At 34.5% G+C, this 18592-nt stretch carries 16 protein-coding genes; 10 read left to right on the top strand and 6 right to left on the bottom strand.

Annotated elements, in window-relative coordinates; translation table 11 throughout:
- Positions 1-144: 144 nt before the first annotated feature.
- Positions 145-696 (bottom strand): hypothetical protein, encoded by a 552-nt coding sequence (locus KKG99_03385; protein MBU1012022.1) that lies wholly within the window; start codon positions 694-696, stop codon positions 145-147.
- A 129-nt stretch (positions 697-825) separates the two neighbouring features.
- The gene (locus KKG99_03390; protein MBU1012023.1) at positions 826-1782 is read right to left on the bottom strand and encodes an AEC family transporter; all 957 of its coding nucleotides are present in this window, start codon (positions 1780-1782) and stop codon (positions 826-828) included.
- A 274-nt stretch (positions 1783-2056) separates the two neighbouring features.
- Between KKG99_03390 and KKG99_03395 the strand changes: the two genes are divergently transcribed.
- The gene (locus KKG99_03395; GenBank protein MBU1012024.1) at positions 2057-2761 is read left to right on the top strand and encodes a hypothetical protein; all 705 of its coding nucleotides are present in this window, start codon (positions 2057-2059) and stop codon (positions 2759-2761) included.
- A gap of 104 nt (positions 2762-2865) precedes the next feature.
- On the opposite strand, the gene KKG99_03400 is transcribed toward KKG99_03395, so the two are convergent.
- The gene (locus KKG99_03400; GenBank protein MBU1012025.1) at positions 2866-4359 is read right to left on the bottom strand and encodes a hypothetical protein; all 1494 of its coding nucleotides are present in this window, start codon (positions 4357-4359) and stop codon (positions 2866-2868) included.
- A gap of 109 nt (positions 4360-4468) precedes the next feature.
- Positions 4469-6010 (bottom strand): VCBS repeat-containing protein, encoded by a 1542-nt coding sequence (locus tag KKG99_03405; protein ID MBU1012026.1) that lies wholly within the window; start codon positions 6008-6010, stop codon positions 4469-4471.
- 165 nt (positions 6011-6175) lie between these two features.
- On the opposite strand from KKG99_03405, the gene mce reads away from it, so the two are divergent.
- The 9 genes from mce (at position 6176) to KKG99_03450 (ending at position 16110) form a co-directional block, all read left to right on the top strand.
- The gene (gene mce, locus KKG99_03410) at positions 6176-6586 is read left to right on the top strand and encodes a methylmalonyl-CoA epimerase (protein MBU1012027.1); all 411 of its coding nucleotides are present in this window, start codon (positions 6176-6178) and stop codon (positions 6584-6586) included.
- Between the two features lie 11 nt (positions 6587-6597).
- Positions 6598-8157, top strand: a complete 1560-nt coding sequence (locus KKG99_03415) for an acyl-CoA carboxylase subunit beta (GenBank protein MBU1012028.1) — start codon at positions 6598-6600, stop codon at positions 8155-8157.
- A 27-nt stretch (positions 8158-8184) separates the two neighbouring features.
- Positions 8185-8544, top strand: a complete 360-nt coding sequence (locus tag KKG99_03420; GenBank protein MBU1012029.1) for an OadG family protein — start codon at positions 8185-8187, stop codon at positions 8542-8544.
- A 14-nt stretch (positions 8545-8558) separates the two neighbouring features.
- Positions 8559-8981 (top strand): acetyl-CoA carboxylase biotin carboxyl carrier protein subunit, encoded by a 423-nt coding sequence (locus KKG99_03425; GenBank protein MBU1012030.1) that lies wholly within the window; start codon positions 8559-8561, stop codon positions 8979-8981.
- A 3-nt stretch (positions 8982-8984) separates the two neighbouring features.
- Complete coding sequence (locus tag KKG99_03430; protein ID MBU1012031.1) at positions 8985-10325, top strand: sodium ion-translocating decarboxylase subunit beta; 1341 nt, start codon at positions 8985-8987, stop codon at positions 10323-10325.
- 124 nt (positions 10326-10449) lie between these two features.
- Positions 10450-11061 carry a uridine kinase gene (gene udk / locus KKG99_03435; protein MBU1012032.1) on the top strand — a complete coding sequence of 204 codons (612 nt, stop codon included), beginning with the start codon at positions 10450-10452 and terminating at the stop codon, positions 11059-11061.
- A gap of 90 nt (positions 11062-11151) precedes the next feature.
- Positions 11152-12132 (top strand): hypothetical protein, encoded by a 981-nt coding sequence (locus KKG99_03440; protein MBU1012033.1) that lies wholly within the window; start codon positions 11152-11154, stop codon positions 12130-12132.
- A gap of 323 nt (positions 12133-12455) precedes the next feature.
- Positions 12456-15341 carry a prolyl oligopeptidase family serine peptidase gene (locus tag KKG99_03445; GenBank protein ID MBU1012034.1) on the top strand — a complete coding sequence of 962 codons (2886 nt, stop codon included), beginning with the start codon at positions 12456-12458 and terminating at the stop codon, positions 15339-15341.
- A 109-nt stretch (positions 15342-15450) separates the two neighbouring features.
- Positions 15451-16110 (top strand): hypothetical protein, encoded by a 660-nt coding sequence (locus KKG99_03450; protein MBU1012035.1) that lies wholly within the window; start codon positions 15451-15453, stop codon positions 16108-16110.
- A 94-nt stretch (positions 16111-16204) separates the two neighbouring features.
- Here KKG99_03450 and KKG99_03455 read toward each other — a convergent pair whose 3' ends face one another.
- Positions 16205-17158: a thioredoxin domain-containing protein gene (locus KKG99_03455; protein ID MBU1012036.1), complete on the bottom strand. Its 954-nt coding sequence runs from the start codon at positions 17156-17158 to the stop codon at positions 16205-16207.
- A 280-nt stretch (positions 17159-17438) separates the two neighbouring features.
- A complete protein-coding gene (locus KKG99_03460) occupies positions 17439-18569 on the bottom strand; it encodes a hypothetical protein (GenBank protein MBU1012037.1) in 1131 nt (376 codons plus the stop codon).
- Between the last annotated feature and the right edge of the window lie 23 nt (positions 18570-18592).

Raw genomic sequence — 18592 nt, forward strand, 5'->3', positions numbered from 1 at the left:
GAACTCGCATATGAAATGTCCATCCATGTTTACGTTAAACGAATATGCTCGTTTCATCATGAAAATAAAAAATTAATTAAACAAATAGGTCATGTTTGCCCGCCTCTATATGATTAAACCATAGAACGAAAACATGAAACAGCATTATAAAATTTCAATTTGTTTAATTAGCACAGGGGGTGGCGTTGGGGGTGGCCATAAAGGAGATGAATAAATAACTGATTGGCCGCCATAATAATTCTTTGCAATTTGTGGTGTTGATTCCTGTTGTTCAAATCCGGAAGGACAAAAGAGTAACTTAAAGTAGTTGGACAATTGTTTTTGTTTCAATCTGTTTTGTTGATCCAATCCCAAGGCATCAGCAACAAGCTTTTTTAATTGCTTTTCCAGTTTTGTTTCCTCATGATCCCACCAACACCAATAAAAAATGCTATCACCTTCTATTTGCTTTTCAACCACATCGTACATTTGTTGTTTATATTCAAATTCCTTTGAATGCTTCCAGTTCAATTCACTCTGTACACTCGCTGTTGAAAACTTCAGTAAAACCAACTCATCTTTATCCAATCCTTCAATAATTCGCTTTTTAATATCTTTTCTGACCACGGATTTTTGGTATTGCAACCAGTTATAGGTTAAAAAAACCGGTGCAATAAGTATTAAAAGAAGTAATATTCCAATGATCTTTTTCTTCACGCTTCTAATTGTAAGTTGCTAAAGTAGTCAAAAGTGAGTGCTTCTTGGGTTTTTTACGGATGTTTTCTTCGTTCTGACTTTTATTATAAGAAGGATTCGTGCCATACCTTTCATCACATTTAAGATAACTTATGGGAATAATTGTAATATAGATAGTATGAATGGAAGGCTGATCAAACTTAAAATATGAGAAATAAAAACATTCTTCATTGCCAGTTCATCATCACCTCCATACCTTTTTGCCACTAGAACCATAATAGCCATACAAGGCATGGCCGATTCAAGAATAAGCGAAGAAAATGCAACTGTATTCATTTCAATATTCAGGACATTAAATATTGCCTTAAACATGAAAATGAAAACCACGGGCAATAAAAACATTTTATTAAAACTCAGTACATAAACATTTATCGACCGAAGGGTATTTTTAATTTTTGTTTGCGCAAGCAATACTCCAATATAGATAATTGCCAGATATAGGGTAGTCCCTCCGAGGCCATTCAAAGGGGTATTTATTATATCCGGTATACGAATACTAAATGCCATCATCAGCAATCCCAATGACAATGCAATAATATTCGGATTGATCAATTTTTTCAGGTTCTTGATCCCTTTTTCTTTAGTCGATGGATTTAATTTAAAAACGCCGTAGGTCCACATCACGGTGTTAATTGCTAATTGGTAAAGTGCCGCGTATAAAATTGCTTCCCCTCCCGGAAATAATGCATCCAGTAAAGGAAACCCCAGAAATACAATATTCCCAAATGCAGTGTGAAGCTCATGCACGGCTGCCTGTGGCTTCTTTAGTTTAAATAATTTAGCAGTGAGTTTCCCGATAAAAAGTTGAATAAAAAGGATTAGATAAGTGCCCAGTATGACCATTGCACCATTTCTTAAAATCTCTGAAGTTAAATTTAAGCTGGCTAGTTTTGTAACAATTAGCAAGGGTAGGGTTACAAAGAAAATGAGTTTTTCGATAACTTCCTTGGCCGAGTTTTGCAAAATCTTAAATCGATAAGCGATAATTCCGCACAGGGCGAGTACGCCTAAAAAAACGATCTGGTTTATAATGGTAGTAAATCCCATTTTTTACATGAATTGATATTGCAAATTTATAATAAACCAATTAAAAATTTGATTAACGTGACATGGATCATTAGATCATATACCAAACAATGAATCTGTTATACAAATAAGATCATTTGATATTTATTCAAATATTTTTATCTTTGATTATAATAAACGTTTGAAGAGTCAAGAATTAAAAATTGAGCTTATTCCAAGAGAGTTATAAAAGTGAAAAATATCAAATTATTCCTTATTTAACAAATGAGAACAGTACTAACTTAAAAAACTTTATATGAAAAAATTAATTATCTTATTGATCATTCCAATGATGTTTGGTTGTTCTTCAACAAAAATTTTAAAATTTTCGCACAGACCTCCGGATGTTACGACAACTCCATCTTTAAAAAAATTTTTAGCTGAGAATTATGCCCCCAAGGTTGTTTTGAGGGTTAATAAGACTTCGCAAAATGTCACAGACAATGAAAATAATGATCGTTTATACTCCTTGATTGATAATCGATTATTAGCGAATGGATTTGTGGTTAGAGACAGACAACTGTTCAATCAAATTCTTGGCAATCAGGAAAAAGATGTTGATTATCAGAAGTTAAAAGATAAAACAGATACGGATTTAATAATTGAACTGACAAAATTAGAAACAAACATCCTCTACGAAACAAATAAATATTATACTAAGAAAGGTAAAGAAAAGGTTGAAAAATCAGAGTCTTATCAAAGAGCGGGTGCTTCTGTTGAATTTAAGCTAGTTTTAATAAATTCAAATGAACTTGCCGGGCTATATAAGTTCTATTGGGTTCCTTGTGATGAAAATACGGGCGGTTGCGTAATCACCGAATCATCAAAGGATTCGAATAAAAAAATAAAAACCGGCAAAAAAGGAAAAGTAGAAGGTTATGAGGTTGTAACAGATAAAGAAGATATGGAAGCTTTTATTAGGGAGGCAACCGATGTACTTGTTTCAGAAATGAGAAAGTAAAACTCAAAAATTTATTTCCAGTCAATAATTCAGACCTATTATTAGCCCAAATATTTTGAACACAAATAAAAAACCCACTCAAATGAAGTGGGTTTTTTTTGCATTTATTTTTTCTTTAGAATATTCGGGGGCAAAATATCACCCTCAAAATACATCTCTTTTGAATGAGGTTTGAAACTTTTTGAGTCAGCAACCTTCTTAAAAATGCTTGGGCTGTATGATTTGGTTTGCGGGACTCCGTTTATGGCATTTAATGCAGCTTTTAACATAGGTTCATTCACATCGCCAAATGGCAATAAATTAGCAATGTCTTCTTCAGCTTCAATATCGGGAGAGAAACCATTCACAAAGTCACTTACTCCATTTGAATTGGCAATTTTCAAAGTAATAGGTTGTAAAGCCCATTTGTGGTTAGGATTAATATTCCCATTATTATCATAATCTTTAATTGTAAACGAACCAACATTTTTCCCATGGGTATTCTCTCCAACTAAAATTACTTCCATGTATGGATCGAGCCCATTTATGACCAACTCACTTGCCGAAGCAGAACCTCCTGTGGTAATGATATAAACTCTATTTAAATTTAAAGAATTGATGGGTTTATCTGGACCAGATTCCTGAGCTATTCCGGCTTCAAATCTGGTCTTAAAATAATCAGACCCATATTTACCTCGGAAATAATCATCTAATTTATCGTTATATTGAGTAAGTGCAAATACCTTAGTGGAATCAGCTCTATAAATCATGCTTGCCAGATATGCGGCTGTTTGCACGGAACCTCCGCCATTATATCGAAAATCTAAAATCAAATCCTGGATTCCTGCGTTTTTAAACACTCCAAAAGCAGTATTTAAATCATTATCATAATTTGATCGAAAAGCGTTATAAACCATATAACCTACCTTTCTGCCAGACGATTCAATTAACTTGGTATAATGAATCGGATTTTCATGAACCTCTACGGCGGTTAAAGATACGGTATGATTATTTGGGGTAATTACATTATTAATGATATTAGCAAATGATATTGCAAACGCATTCCTATCAAAAAGTAAAGTTCTATAATTACTCATATTCAAGTTTTGCGAGTCAATTGCAATGAAAATATCACCACGTTTAATTCCGGCAATTGCGGCCGGGGTTCCCGGAACAACATATTGAACATACCCGAAAACACCTTCATTACCATATCTGACTAATCCATATTCAAATCCCATCGAAAGTGAAACCCCCTGAAATGAATTCTCTAATGCAACATAATCGTCTACTATCCACGACCATTTATCGATTGTGCCAGGCTGATAAAGTAAAGATTCAAACAAATCATCGTGCGAACTATACGTTTTTAAGAATGCAAGTAAAGCACTAGTAGTGGCAAAACGATTATCCGCTAAATTAGGAACGTTTTTATACCATAAATAATAAAGATTCATGTTATACCAAATAAACTGATCAATCTCAGATGCTATGTTAACAGAATCATTGTTTTCAATGATGGGATCATCTATTTTTTTATCCTTTTTACATCCACCTATTGATATCACAAATACTGCTATTATTAAGAAAATAAGCAGTCTTATATTTTTCCCTGTCATATTATAATTTTTTAGAAGAGCAAAATTATACAAATAAACCATAATATTGAGAACAAATTAAATTCTCAATTATTGTGATCACCAAGAAATAATAAAGAGGATAAAGAACCTACCAGTTTACAAAATTAATCCTGAAGTTTTCGCTTTGGTAGTTTCTTACAATTTGCTGTTTTGCATCTTCAGCCTGTTTTTTTGTTTCATAACCTATTGATACGCGATGGCCTCCCATAACTTCGGCCCAATCATAAACATCGCGGGCAATTAAACTATTAAAGGATCCTTGTAATTTATACGGTTCAACAACATAATGAACATTACTGATAAAGACGTTATAATGATTGTTTGAAACAGTTCCGGGTATAATGATTGTCCTGTTTGGAGGATTACAAAAACAAGATGACCAAACAAAATAATAATAGGGTGGTTTTTCAATATAACTTACACTAGATGTTATCCAAAGACTAGAAGATACCGTTGATTTTGCAGGCTTAATTTCAATTTCAGCATCGTTTCTGAATAATTTAGCTTCAAAATCATAACAGTCGTCCATTCCGATAATAAATATTTCGGCATCACAATCTTTATCATAATCGGCCCAATAAGCACCGCCTAAATAAACACCCGGAAGCCCTGCATTTGCATCCATAAAAATAAACTTTCCATCATTTCGATAAACTCGCGTTGTTGGCCCAAATATGCTTTCACCACTTACCAACAAATCAAGATCTCCATCGCAATCGTAATCCATAACCTGTACTTCACCCGAACGCATTCCAAGAATGGACGTTCCAATTTCTGTAAATCCTTTTTTCCCATCATTTCGATAAAAATATGAAACGAGTTGAAAATTATTACTTTCCCCTGTAAGAAATACGTCAAGATCTCCATCATTATCAAAATCGCCCCATACAGCCTTTCCATATTTAACACCTCTTAATGGAGCATTAATACTGACAAAATCAGTGTTGTTAACATTTTGGTAAATTAAGGAATAGGCATCTCCTTCTCTTGTTTCACCCGTAATAAGAATATCCCCGTCACCATCCTTATCGTAATCGCCCCAGCTCACCGATCCGCCATAGAGAGGCACCAGGTTAGCGCCTATATCAGAAAAACTGGTATTATTTATATTTTTGTAGACTTTCGAATAAATTTGTCCATTGTTTTCGCCACAAATCACAATGTCGAACTTACCATCACCATTAAAATCACCTACATCAATATCTCCATCTCTCACACCTAGTATGTTTGGATTATAGGCAGTAAATTGCCCCCGTCCGTCGTTTTTAAATATTCGGGTCAAAATTTCTCCCTTATTATTTTCACCTGTAATAAATAAATCGTTATCCCCATCTTTATCCATATCTATCCATGCCATAGCTGAACGGTACATATTCATGATTCCCGAATTTTGAGGAATGAAATTCCCCTTTTTATCATTGATGTAAAGATTGGTTTCAATGATTTTTTGATTCGCACTGTACCTTTCTCCTGTTGTTACCAAGTCATGATAACCATCTTTGTTCACATCGATCCATGCTGAATTGCTCTGAATTAATCCTTCAGTTTTTGTATGTATAAACACAAATGGCTGGGCGTTAACTCCTATATAAAAGAAACAAGACAATAGAAGTACTTTTAATACTCTCATGCGGTGCGATTTTTAATTGAAAATCGTTTATTGATAGATTCTTACAAAATAAAACCTAATTCTTCTAACTTAAATATAAATTAAGATAATTTATTTACATTGAATTGTTTAAAAGTATAAAAATTAATTTAACTTTGTGAAAAATTTCACAGTAACATAAAAACAATGAAACTAACTCATATTGAACATATTGGTATAGCTGTCGTAAATTTGGATGAAGCTATTTCTTATTACGAAAATGTATTGGGTTTAAAATGCTATGCATTGGAAGAAGTAAAAGATCAAAAAGTAAAAACTGCTTTCTTTAAAATTGGTCAAACAAAAATTGAACTTTTAGAATCAACGGACCCGGAAGGACCGATTGGTAAATTTATTGAAAATAAAGGTCAGGGCGTCCATCATATTGCATTTGCCGTAAATAAAATTGAAGAGGCTTTAATTGAAGCTGAAAATAAAAATATCAAACTTATTGATAAAACACCACGAAAAGGAGCTGAAGGTTTAGATATTGCATTCCTTCATCCTAAAAGTACTATGGGAGTATTAACAGAACTTTGCGAAGATAAAAACAAATAAAACAATCAAAAATGGCCATTGAAGATAAAATTCAAGAATTACTGAATAAAAGAGAAGAAGCCAGATTAGGCGGGGGGTTAAAACGAATTGATTCGCAGCACAGCAAAGGTAAATTTACTGCCCGTGAACGCATTCATCTTCTGTTAGATGAAGGAAGCTTTGAAGAATATGATATGTTTATGACACATCGTTCTCATGATTTTGGAATGGATAAACTTCATTTTTTATCCGACGCAGTAGTAACAGGACATGGAACAATTGACGGAAGGGTGGTGTATGTATTCTCTCAGGACTTTACAGTTTTTGGAGGTTCACTTTCCGAGACCTTTTCTCAAAAAATCTGCAAAGTTATGGATCAGGCCATGAAGGTTGGCGCACCGGTTATTGGGATTAATGATAGCGGGGGAGCACGAATTCAGGAAGGGGTAAGGAGTTTGGCAGGTTATGCCGAAATTTTCCAACGTAATATTATGGCTTCCGGTGTTATCCCTCAAATTTCTGCCATTTTTGGCCCGTGTGCAGGTGGAGCAGTTTACTCACCTGCTTTAACTGATTTTATCCTGATGAGCAAGGACACTAGCTATATGTTTGTTACCGGGCCAAAAGTTACCAAAACAGTAACAGGTGAAATAATTTCAACTGAAGATTTGGGAGGCTCTGAGGTTCATAGTAAAAAATCAGGAATCGCTCACTTTGTTTCAGAAGATGAGCGTGAAGGGATTTTAATTCTTCGTAAATTAATGAGCTTCCTTCCGCAAAATAATCTCGAAGATCCACCAATTACGGATTGTAAGGATCCTATTGACCGTTTGGATGATTTGTTAAATCAAATTATTCCGGAAAACCCAAACAAGCCTTACGATGTTAAAGATATTATACATACCATTGTTGACAATGGAGAATTTTTAGAGGTACAATGCAGTTACGCTCAGAATATAGTTATCGGTTTTGCAAAATTTGACGGGATGCCGGTTGGAATCGTAGCCAATCAACCAAATTATTTAGCCGGGGTTTTGGATATTAATTCTTCACGAAAAGCCGGCAGATTTGTACGCTTCTGCGATGCTTTCAATATCCCGATCGTAACATTGGTAGATGTACCGGGATTTTTACCTGGAAGTTCACAAGAATATGGGGGCATTATCATTCATGGTGCCAAACTGTTGTTTGCTTATGGTGAAGCTACGGTTCCTAAAGTTACCATAACCTTACGTAAATCATATGGGGGGGCTCATGATGTTATGAGTTCGAAACAGCTAAGAGGAGATATAAATTATGCTTGGCCTTCGGCCGAAATAGCTGTTATGGGACCGGCTGGTGCAATTGAAATACTGGCAGGCAAAGAAATAGCAGGAATTACAAATGAAGAAGATAAAGCCAAATTAATTGCTCAAAAAGAAGAAGAATACCGCACAAAATTTGCCAATCCTTATGAAGCTGCAAAATATGGCTATATCGATGATGTAATCGAACCTCGTAATACCAGGTTCAGAATTATTCGGGCATTAAGAATTTTAGCTACAAAAAAGGATTCAAATCCACCTAAAAAACACTCGAATATTCCACTATAAATTATATAATTTCAACACACATAAATCATGAACACATTTTTATCGATTACAATACCCGAAGCCCTGCCTGAAGGAATTGTTATAACCTTGGTTGGTTATTCAATTGTTTTTAGTGCTTTGGTTATTCTTTATTTCGTGTTTAACACCTTTTCCAAAATTTTAACCATTAAGGTTCGTGAACGATTACGCAGAGAGGGAAGGCATGAAATTGCCAACTTACCTAATATTGACATCACCGGCGAAGAAACAGCAGCAATAAGCATGGCCCTGTACTTGTTTAACGAACTCCACGATAAGGAAAGTAATATAATTACCATCAAGAAAATCTCCAGGGCTCATTCACAATGGGGCGCAAAACGAGATAATATTAGCAAATTTCAACGATAATCTTAATAAATAAAATGAAGAAGTTTAATTTTAAAATCAGAGGAAATACTTACGATGTTATAATTAAGTATTTTGAAGATGGAGTCGCAAAAGTAGAAGTAAATGGCTCACCTTATCAGGTTGAAGTTCAGAAATCTGTTCAGGAATCAAAAACACCGATTTTAGTTCGTCAGGATATTATAAACCCAAAAGGTGCACACAAAATCCAAAAAGAAACCAGTTCAGTTACTAAGATATTGGCACCTTTACCCGGAAATATCATGCAAATATTTGTTAAGGTAGGGGATAAAGTAGTTAAAAACGACAAACTCTTGATGTACGAAGCAATGAAAATGGAAAACATGATCAAAGCTGAAAAGGAAGGTATTGTAAAAACGATAAAAGTTCAAAATGGGGATAGTGTTCTTCAAGGCGACTTACTTATTGAAATAGCATAAAGGATGAAACGATTTTTAACAGTAATAGGAATCATAGCCTTTTTGACCTTGTTAAGCGCTACCTTGGCAAATTCAGGCTATAATGAAAAAATTCCCTATCATGAAAATGATACCACAACTGTAATTGATAATCAAAATCAAACAGATGAATATTCTACTTCGGATGAGGCTTTAAAAGGTGTTCGGAAATTTATAAGTTATACAGGATTTAGAAATGCAACAACCGGAAACATGGTAATGATTCTGGTTGGATTATTTTTTATTTTTCTGGCCATTAAATATGATTATGAGCCACTTTTATTAGTTCCGATCGGAACGGGAATTCTTATCGGAAATATTCCTTTCTTTCAGTCCAATGATCTCAATTTACAAATTGGTATCTACCAAGATGGAAGTGTGCTAAACTATTTGTATTATGGTGTAACAAAAGGGATTTATCCCCCGCTCATATTTTTGGGAATTGGAGCGATGACCGACTTCTCATCTCTGATCTCTAATCCGAGATTAATGTTACTAGGGGCTGCTGCTCAAGTTGGTATATTCATCACATTTTTAGGAGCTCTGTTTTTAGGATTCAACTTACCTGAAGCTGCTTCTATAGGTATTATTGGTGGTGCTGACGGCCCAACTGCAATTTTCCTTTCTTCAAAGCTGGCAAATGGAGGTATTATTAACGGACTTCAAACCCGAAACTTAATTGGGCCAATTGCAATCGCAGCTTATTCATACATGGCTTTAGTTCCCGTAATTCAACCTCCAATAATGAGGCTTTTAACATCTAAACGCGAACGATTGATCCGAATGAAACCCCCACGATCCGTTTCTAAACTCGAAAAAATTTCATTCCCAATTGTCGGGCTCCTATTAACTTGTTTTATTTCTCCCGGTGCCCTTCCTTTACTTGGGATGTTGTTTTTTGGAAATATTTTAAAAGAAAGCGGTGTGACCAGACGTTTAGCTGATACTGCCCGAACATCCCTAATTGACATTGTGGTCATTCTATTAGGTATAACAGTAGGAGCATCAACCCAAGCCGATGTTTTTCTAACTCCACAATCGATGCTGATTTTTGTTTTAGGAGCAATTTCGTTCATGTTTGCAACCGCAGGGGGTGTTCTGTTTGCAAAATTCATGAATTTATTTTTATCCGTAGGCGATAAAATAAATCCTTTAATTGGGGCTGCAGGAGTTTCAGCTGTACCAGATAGCGCAAGGGTTGTACAAATGGAAGGCTTAAAATCTGATCCAAACAACCATTTGCTTATGCACGCAATGGCACCTAACGTAGCAGGTGTAATTGGATCTGCTGTAGCAGCAGGTATTCTAATAAGCTTCCTGATTTAAAAGAAGCAATATTTTTAAGCTTAACAGGCCTTGGTTTATTTATCAAATAAATTAGGGCCTGTTTCTTTTGAATTTACTAAATTTAGTGCATAAAGATTTTTATTATAAAACAAAATATACCCTAATGTTGATTATCGGAATTGCAGGTGGATCCGGATCTGGAAAAACCACCGTTGTGAATAAAATAATTAAGGATATCCCAAAGGATTCTGTATCGATCATTTCTCAAGATGCCTATTACTTCGATAATGGGCATTTATCCGCACAAGAAAGGGCACAAATCAATTTTGACCATCCAGCATCTATTGAATTTGATCTGTTAATCAAACATCTTGATTTATTAATTAACGGACACTCGATACCCATGCCAACATACTCATATGTTACTTGTGCCAGAGCAAAAGAAACGATCACCGTTCATCCCCGTAAAGTGATCATTGTTGAAGGTATCCTGATTTTAACCAATGAAGAACTCCGCAAACGAATGAACATCAAAGTTTATGTTGATGCCGACGCAGATGATCGATTGATGCGGATAAGTTGGAGGGATATTGAGGAAAGAGGAAGAACTTTTGAAAAAGTATTACAGCACTACAAAACCTTTGTCAAACCCATGCATCTTCAATTTATCGAACCCACTAAACGCTACGCTGATATTATTGTTCCTCAAGGTGGCAATAACCACGTGGCAATTGATATTTTATCGGCCAAGATAAAGTCGATGTTGGATAAATAATCATTTAAAAACCAAAACCATTTTTAAATATATCCGTTAAAGAGTCTACAATCGTTATATTTCGATAAAAATGAAAGTAAATTGTACTTGATGATAAAAAATATTTTAAGATTTCTGGTTTTAGCAGTTATATTGCTACTGATTTCTTGCGGGAAAAAAACACCTGTATCGCCTATAAGTGACGATAGTTGGGTAAAATATACAACCAAGGATGGCTTGATCAGTAACGAAGTTTTAAGCTTAAGTTTTGATCAAAATGGCGTACTTTGGATAGGGACAGAATATGGCGTTTCGGCCTTTGACGGACAGAACTGGAATGCCTTTCGTGTGAATGATGGACTAATTTACCATCGGGTTCATCATGTTTACGTCGACCGTTCAAATACCAAATGGTTTTCTACCCCTCTTGGCGTTTCAAACCTTAGAAACAATACCTGGGTTAATTACACAACTGCCAACGGTTTAGTTGATAATTATGTGAATGCTATAGCAGTTGACAGAAATTTTAACGCCTGGTTTGCTACTCCCAATGGCGTATCAAAATATAGCAATAATACTTTTACAACAATCCAAAAACAAGGTGAAATAGCTCTTGTCAATAACAAGGTAAAATCAATTGCGATTGATCAGGACAACAATAAATGGTTTGGAACAGAATTTGGTTTATCAAAATATGACGGGGAAAATTGGACCACACACCTATCCTCTCTATCATTAAACGATTACATCTTTACTATTTTTATTGATTCTCAAAAAAAAATATGGATTGGAACTCTAGGTGGGGCTTCAGTATTTAATGGTACATCATGGGTCACATATAATCAAGATATTGGACTAATTTTTAATGAAGTGCATGCCATTGCGGAAGATCAATCAGGCAACATGTGGTTCGGGACACTTTTTGGTGTGACCAAATACGATGGATCCACTTTCACAAATTATAATCGTGACAATGGCCTTGTTGAAAATTACGTTACTTCCATAGCAATAGATGCTGATGACAATATTTGGTTTGGAACCCGTGGGGGTGGGATTTCAAAATTTGTTAAAAAGGAAACCCCAACCAAATAAGCGCTTATCTAAAATTAAAAATCCATTAAGGGAGTTGACAAACTTTAGTATTGGTGAATTGGTAAATTTGTTATGCAAATAGATAAAAAAACCTTATCAAAAACACTTAAGCACCTAAACACATTAACACGCAAACACTTAAACACATCAGCAAATCCTCCTCTCAAAATTCTGAAATCGCAATATTTTTTCTATTCCTTTACTTGCTTTATATACAATGGAGTGGGTATTTAGACTAAACACCTAATATTCTCGACCAGTGAATCTTGCTTTTTTCATAGGTTTTGTATATTTATCTCCTTAATAATAAATAAAATTTTTATATGAACTTAAAAAGATCTTTTTTGCTGCTTTTTGTGTTAATAAGCCTAAGCTTATCTTCACAAAAGAAACATCTAACCCATTCCGTTTATGACGAATGGAAGAGTATTGGAAGCTCTCAAATATCAAATAATGGGAATTGGGTTAATTACGATATCAATCCCCAGGAAGGTGATGGTTGGATGTATTTTTACGATTTCAGGAACAATTTATTAGATTCAATTGCCAGAGGAACCGGATCAAAAATTTCTGCAACAAATGAATTTATTGTCTTTCTGATAAAACCAACCTATGCTGAAACTCGCAAAGCAAAAGTGGATAAAAAGAAGAAAGAAGAAATGCCTGTAAATAAATTAGGTATAAAAAACCTAAAAACTGGTGCAATTGTTGAAATCGACAGTGTAAAATCATTTGAATTAGCTGAAGAAGGTCAAAACTGGTTTGCTTATCTCAAGGAAAAAGAAGTTGAGAAAAAACCCGAAAAAAAATCTGACACTACGACAACTGAAGCTCCATCCAAAAATCCGCAAGTGAGACAACGTCCAACTGGTGGAGTATCTAATGATGGCAGTGCCCCAAAAGCTAAGGGTACTGAACTTGTCGTTACAAATCCAATAACAGATAAAAAGTTTTCTTTTACAGATGTAATTGAATATCAAATTGCTAAAAACGGTCAAATTATCTGTTTTGTGCAAGTGACTACTGATACTGCGAAAAATGATACTTATGTTGTTAGTGCTTTTGATACAAAAACTGAACAAACAAGAGAAATTTATAAAGCTATTGGAACATTAAAAAAGCTTACATTAAATAATGATGGTGATAATATTGCCTTTATCTATAGCTCTGATACTTCAAAAGTTAAAGTTTACGATCTATATTTCGCGAATGGAATTACCGCTAAAAATATTGTAAATGCCAAAACAGCAGGAATGGTTGCTGATTGGGCCGTTAGTGAAAACGGAACCTTGAGTTTTTCAGAAAACAGTAAACGTCTATTCTTTGGAACTTCAATAAAACCTGTTGAAGAACCCAAAGACACCTTGTTGGCTGAAGAAAAATACAGTGTTGATATCTGGTCGTGGAACGATCCTTTACTTCAACCACAACAAAAAGTTCAATTAAGAAATGAACAGCGAAAAACTTATGAGGCGGTTTACCATATCGACAAAGCAAAAATGGTTCAGCTTGAAAATACGGATATGCCAAGTGTTCGACTATTGCATAAAAAGGATGGAGATTTAGCTCTTGGATCATCTAACTTGAAATATCAGAAAGAAACATCATGGGATGCCAGCCGTTATAATGATTACTATTTAGTTGATGTTAACACCGGTAAAGCAAACTTGCTGATCGAGAAAGCAGCCTCTTCTGTCGAACTATCACCAAATGGAAAATACTTGTTGTATTGGTGTGTTAAATGCCAGGCATGGCATGCAAAACCAACGGCAGGAGGTGAGGCCATTAATCTGACAAAATCCTTAAATATTCAATTCTATGATGAATTACATGACTCTCCAAGCGAACCCTCTCCTTATGGAATTGCCGGATGGATAAAAGGTGAAAGATATGTACTCATTAACGACAGGTATGATATCTGGAAAATAGATGTTAGCGGAGTCGATAAAGCAATTAATCTTACAAATAACTATGGCCGAAACAACAATATAACTTTCAGGTATTTTTCACTTGAAGCTTCATCAGGCGCAGGGCGATTCAGGGGTTCCCGCGAAGTGGAAGAAATCGATCCGAAACAAATCATGTATCTGAACGCTTTTCACAATTATACCAAACAAGCCGGCGTATTTACCATAAAAGCCAATCAGGTTAAAGATCCGTTAAAAATTAATATGGGTAATTACGCTTATAATAGCATTAATAAAGCTAAAGATGCGGATAGACTAATATGGCAGCGAGGAGATTACGTTAATTATCCTGAATTGCATATCAGCGACATAAATTTTAACAATGTCAGAAAAGTTTCGGTTACCAATCCACAACAGAGTGAATATAATTGGGGAACGGTTGAATTAGTAGAGTGGAGATCTTTTGATGGACAGATGCTGCAAGGTTTGCTTTATAAACCTGAAGACTTCGATCCTACTAAAAAATATCCTATGATCGCTTACTTTTATGAAAGAAGTTCGGATGGAATGTATCGATATATGCCTCCGGCACCAAGTGCCTCAACCATAAACCGTACCTATGCAGTAAGTAATGACTATCTGATTTTTGTTCCCGATATTCCTTACGTAATTGGTTATCCGGGCCAAAGTGCCTACAATGCAGTGGTAAGTGGAACTTACGCGATGTTGGATCAATTTGATTTTATTGATCCTGCACGACTTGGGCTAGATGGTCAATCGTGGGGCGGATACCAAATCGCTTATCTGATCACGGAAACAGACCTGTTTGCCTGTGCATTTTCGGGTGCTCCGGTTGTTAACATGACCAGTGCTTATGGTGGAATCAGATGGGGAACAGGAATGAACCGGGCGTTCCAATATGAGCAAACACAAAGCCGAATTGGAGGAACACTTTGGGATCGACACATGCAATACATTGAAAATTCACCCTTATTTTTTGTGCCCAAAATCAACACACCGGTTATGATCATGGCTAATGATGCAGATGGAGCTGTTCCATGGTATCAGGGAATAGAATTTATTACTGCTTTAAGAAGATTGGGTAAACCGGCCTGGATGGTAAGCTATAATGATGAAGATCATAACTTAGTGAAGCGCCCGGCCCGAAAAGATTTGTCGGTTAGGAAAATGCAATTTTTTGACCACTATCTACAAGGTAAACCTATGCCATATTGGATGAAATATGGTATTTCACAGATGGAAAAAGGGAAAAAAGATGGGTATGAACTTATAGAAAAATAAAAAATATTTTCGAAAAAACCCGCTACTCGGCGGGTTTTTTTATATTTTTATCTTTCATATAATACTTAGTGTGAAGTTCAAACAATCTTATAAACCTAATTTAAAAATTATGAAATTAAAAAATCTCCTGCTTTTTTTAGCGTTTATTGCCATTGCATTTGGAGCATGCAAAAAAGATGGTGAAAACAGCGATCTTTTAGACGAAAATGGTCTAACACCTGCAATAAATAACATTGTTCCTGACGAAATTCTGCAGGAAATGAAAACCTTAGGCATGCCCATTAATACAGGGGCGGAGCCACCTTCTTTAGTAAACACTTATCTTGCATCTCCCTTTATCTTAAAAGCCAGTAATCGTTCCGGTGATTATGCCGGGCAATCTTTTTCTGATTATAGGGTGACTCTTTCAAATCAGAACAATACCAATCTTTCCATTAGCTTGAGCTATGTAAATGGTCCAGAAAGTGGCTCAGGTATTGGTGCCTTTATTAGTGGTGACGGGAATAGTTTTTCAGTATTTGCAAAAGTTGCATCTACCTATGGTGGAACTAATGCTGATCTTTTAATGGTTATTTCTGGAACATTGGTTGATGGTGGAATCAACAATTTTTATTATGCCAACTTTATGCTGGAAAACTATGGAAATCCAGGTTGGATAGCAAATGGAGAAGGCCGGATTATCTACGATTCAGATGGGTTTTCACCTATCGTAACCAGTATGAAATCTATAGAAGAGAATACTATAGGCTCAAGTGCGGGAACGAAGTAGGTATCTTTTAAATTCTATTCAGGAATATATAAAATTATCTTATTTTCTTGAATTTTTGTTAATAAAGGGTTCTCTTAAAGAGAACCCTTTATTATTAATTTTTGCGACTTAAGTCAGCTTTTTTAACTAATTCTTGAATTATTATATCTTCCAAATAATTTACTGCAAATTCATCATCCAATAAAAGTCCATTAACAATGAAACTTGGAGTTGAATAAATTCCCAAATTTCTTAAGATTTCCTTATTTAGCATCATGTTTTTTAGGATATTAGGATCTTTCATGTCTTTCTCAAATTGTTGAATGTCTAAACTGATTTTATTTGCTAATTCATAATAAATTGAATCTTTGTATAAAAACTCTGAATTTTCAAATAAAAGATTATGCATTGGAACAAATTTCCCTTGTTTTGCCGCTGCTTCACTTGCTAAACCAGAAGAACCAATATAACCGCTAAAGTAAGTGTACTTAAAATTTACTTTATTTGAATACTTTTTATAAAGTCCAGATAATATTTTTTCAGCTTTAATACATGATGGGCATTCAAAGTCAGAGATAATATAAACTTCTATTCCCTTAGATGAGGTAAGACTATTGCCATATAAGCTTTGGGGGTCAACTCGTTTTATAATATCAGGTTTAAGGAAAAATCTAACATTATTTATTCTCATCAAAGAATCAATAATAACATTCTGTCTTTGATATTTCTTACTTGATATTAAATATCTAATAGCTTCGGCTGAATCTATAGTAGGTTTTTCTGATAAAAATTTTGAGATTTCTACTTGAGATATCTCTTTAATCTTTTTATCAATCTCACGATTTATGTATTCTTTGATATCAATATTTAATTTATTCGCCTCAGCCTCTAAAAGACGAATACTTACTAATGATTTTAAGGCTTCTTTTCTTAATGTAAAAAGCTGATCAGCGATAATCGAATCAATTTCATTAATTTTAATACTATCATTTCCAATTATTGCTACGCTTTCCATTTGTGGAATAGATTGCTCAGTATGGGTACAATATGTTAATTGAATTGCCATCATTATTATACTAAGTAAAATTCTATGTTTTATAATCATATTTAACTGAATGAGAATTATTTAAATCATAGTAATTATTATAATCGAAAAAAACCTTGAAATTGATTATTATCGAGGCAAACGCATAAAGTAACAGCCAGTCAACCAAACTTTTTAACAAATTAAATCCAAAAAACGGAAACTGTTTATTTTATATTTCCTGCCAACTTATCACCAAAATCTCCCCTAAAAATCAGGGGAGATGATGCGGAAATCTCAAACAAAAATGTCAATAATTCTTTGTTTAATAAAGAATATTATTTGCTTTTACATACCATTTATTACCTAATGTAAAAAATATATCTGGAATCGCATCTGGAGGTTGGAACACCGAAACATAACCAATGTACTCAGTTGTTCTATCCTCACAATGCGGAGGGGGTGAACTTGGAGAAGGAGGATATATACCAATCATAGTGAATGGATACACACATTGATTATTACTTGGCAATGAATATCCGCGATAATATGTGTTTCCAGTTCCCTCATAATACCAAGATGGTGTAGTCCCGCTAGGCGAATAACCACTTACCCGACAATTTGATCCATCAAAAGATGTATTAGCTATACCAGAACAATCACGCCCTCTATAATCATATGAACTATATGCGATACTATATCTGACTCTTGAATCTGTATTATAAATTGCAAGGTAAAGACCCGTCCAGTCACCACCTTCATATGGCCTAGTATTATAGGCTGAATAACTGCTTAATGTTAGCGTTTCTTCTGAATCTAGCCAAGGGTGAAATCCTCCAGAATAATAATAATGCCCCAATGCTACATTAATAGGATAATTATCCCAAGCTAATTTTGTAATTCCAATGAAATAACCACTCGTAGAGAACTCTTCGTCTATATATGTTATTGTTTTAAGCGAATTGGGTTTTGGTTCCACAACCAATGAAAAATCAGTAATTCCATCTTTGAAATTTGATGAAATATTCTCGATAACCAATTTATTAATAGTTCGGTTAACCGATTTAGATAAAACTAAGTCATAAGCCTCTTTTTCTCTCTTATTGGTATTAATATGTGAATAATTTTGATTAAAATTATTTGCATTTTTAATAACCTTAGGTATATATGAGTACTCTTTCATTTTATTGGAACTAACCTCTATTGTCAATTCTTTTGAATTAATAAAATCATCTATCAGGTTAATTTCATTCGAAGATAGTCGGAAACATACCGAATTTTCTCCGGTTTTATCAAAGACCATTATATCTCGAGAGAATTTACCTTTTTGGTTGATGCTTTTAAGACCATCAATATTCTCTGAAATAGTTGAATTAATAGATTTAAAATCGTTTTTTTCGCAACTCGTAATTATAATAACGAATGCGAACAACATGAGTGGAAATAATTTTTTCATAGTATAAATTGTTTAAATGGTTA

Source organism: Bacteroidota bacterium (assembly GCA_018816945.1).
GTDB lineage: Bacteria > Bacteroidota > Bacteroidia > Bacteroidales.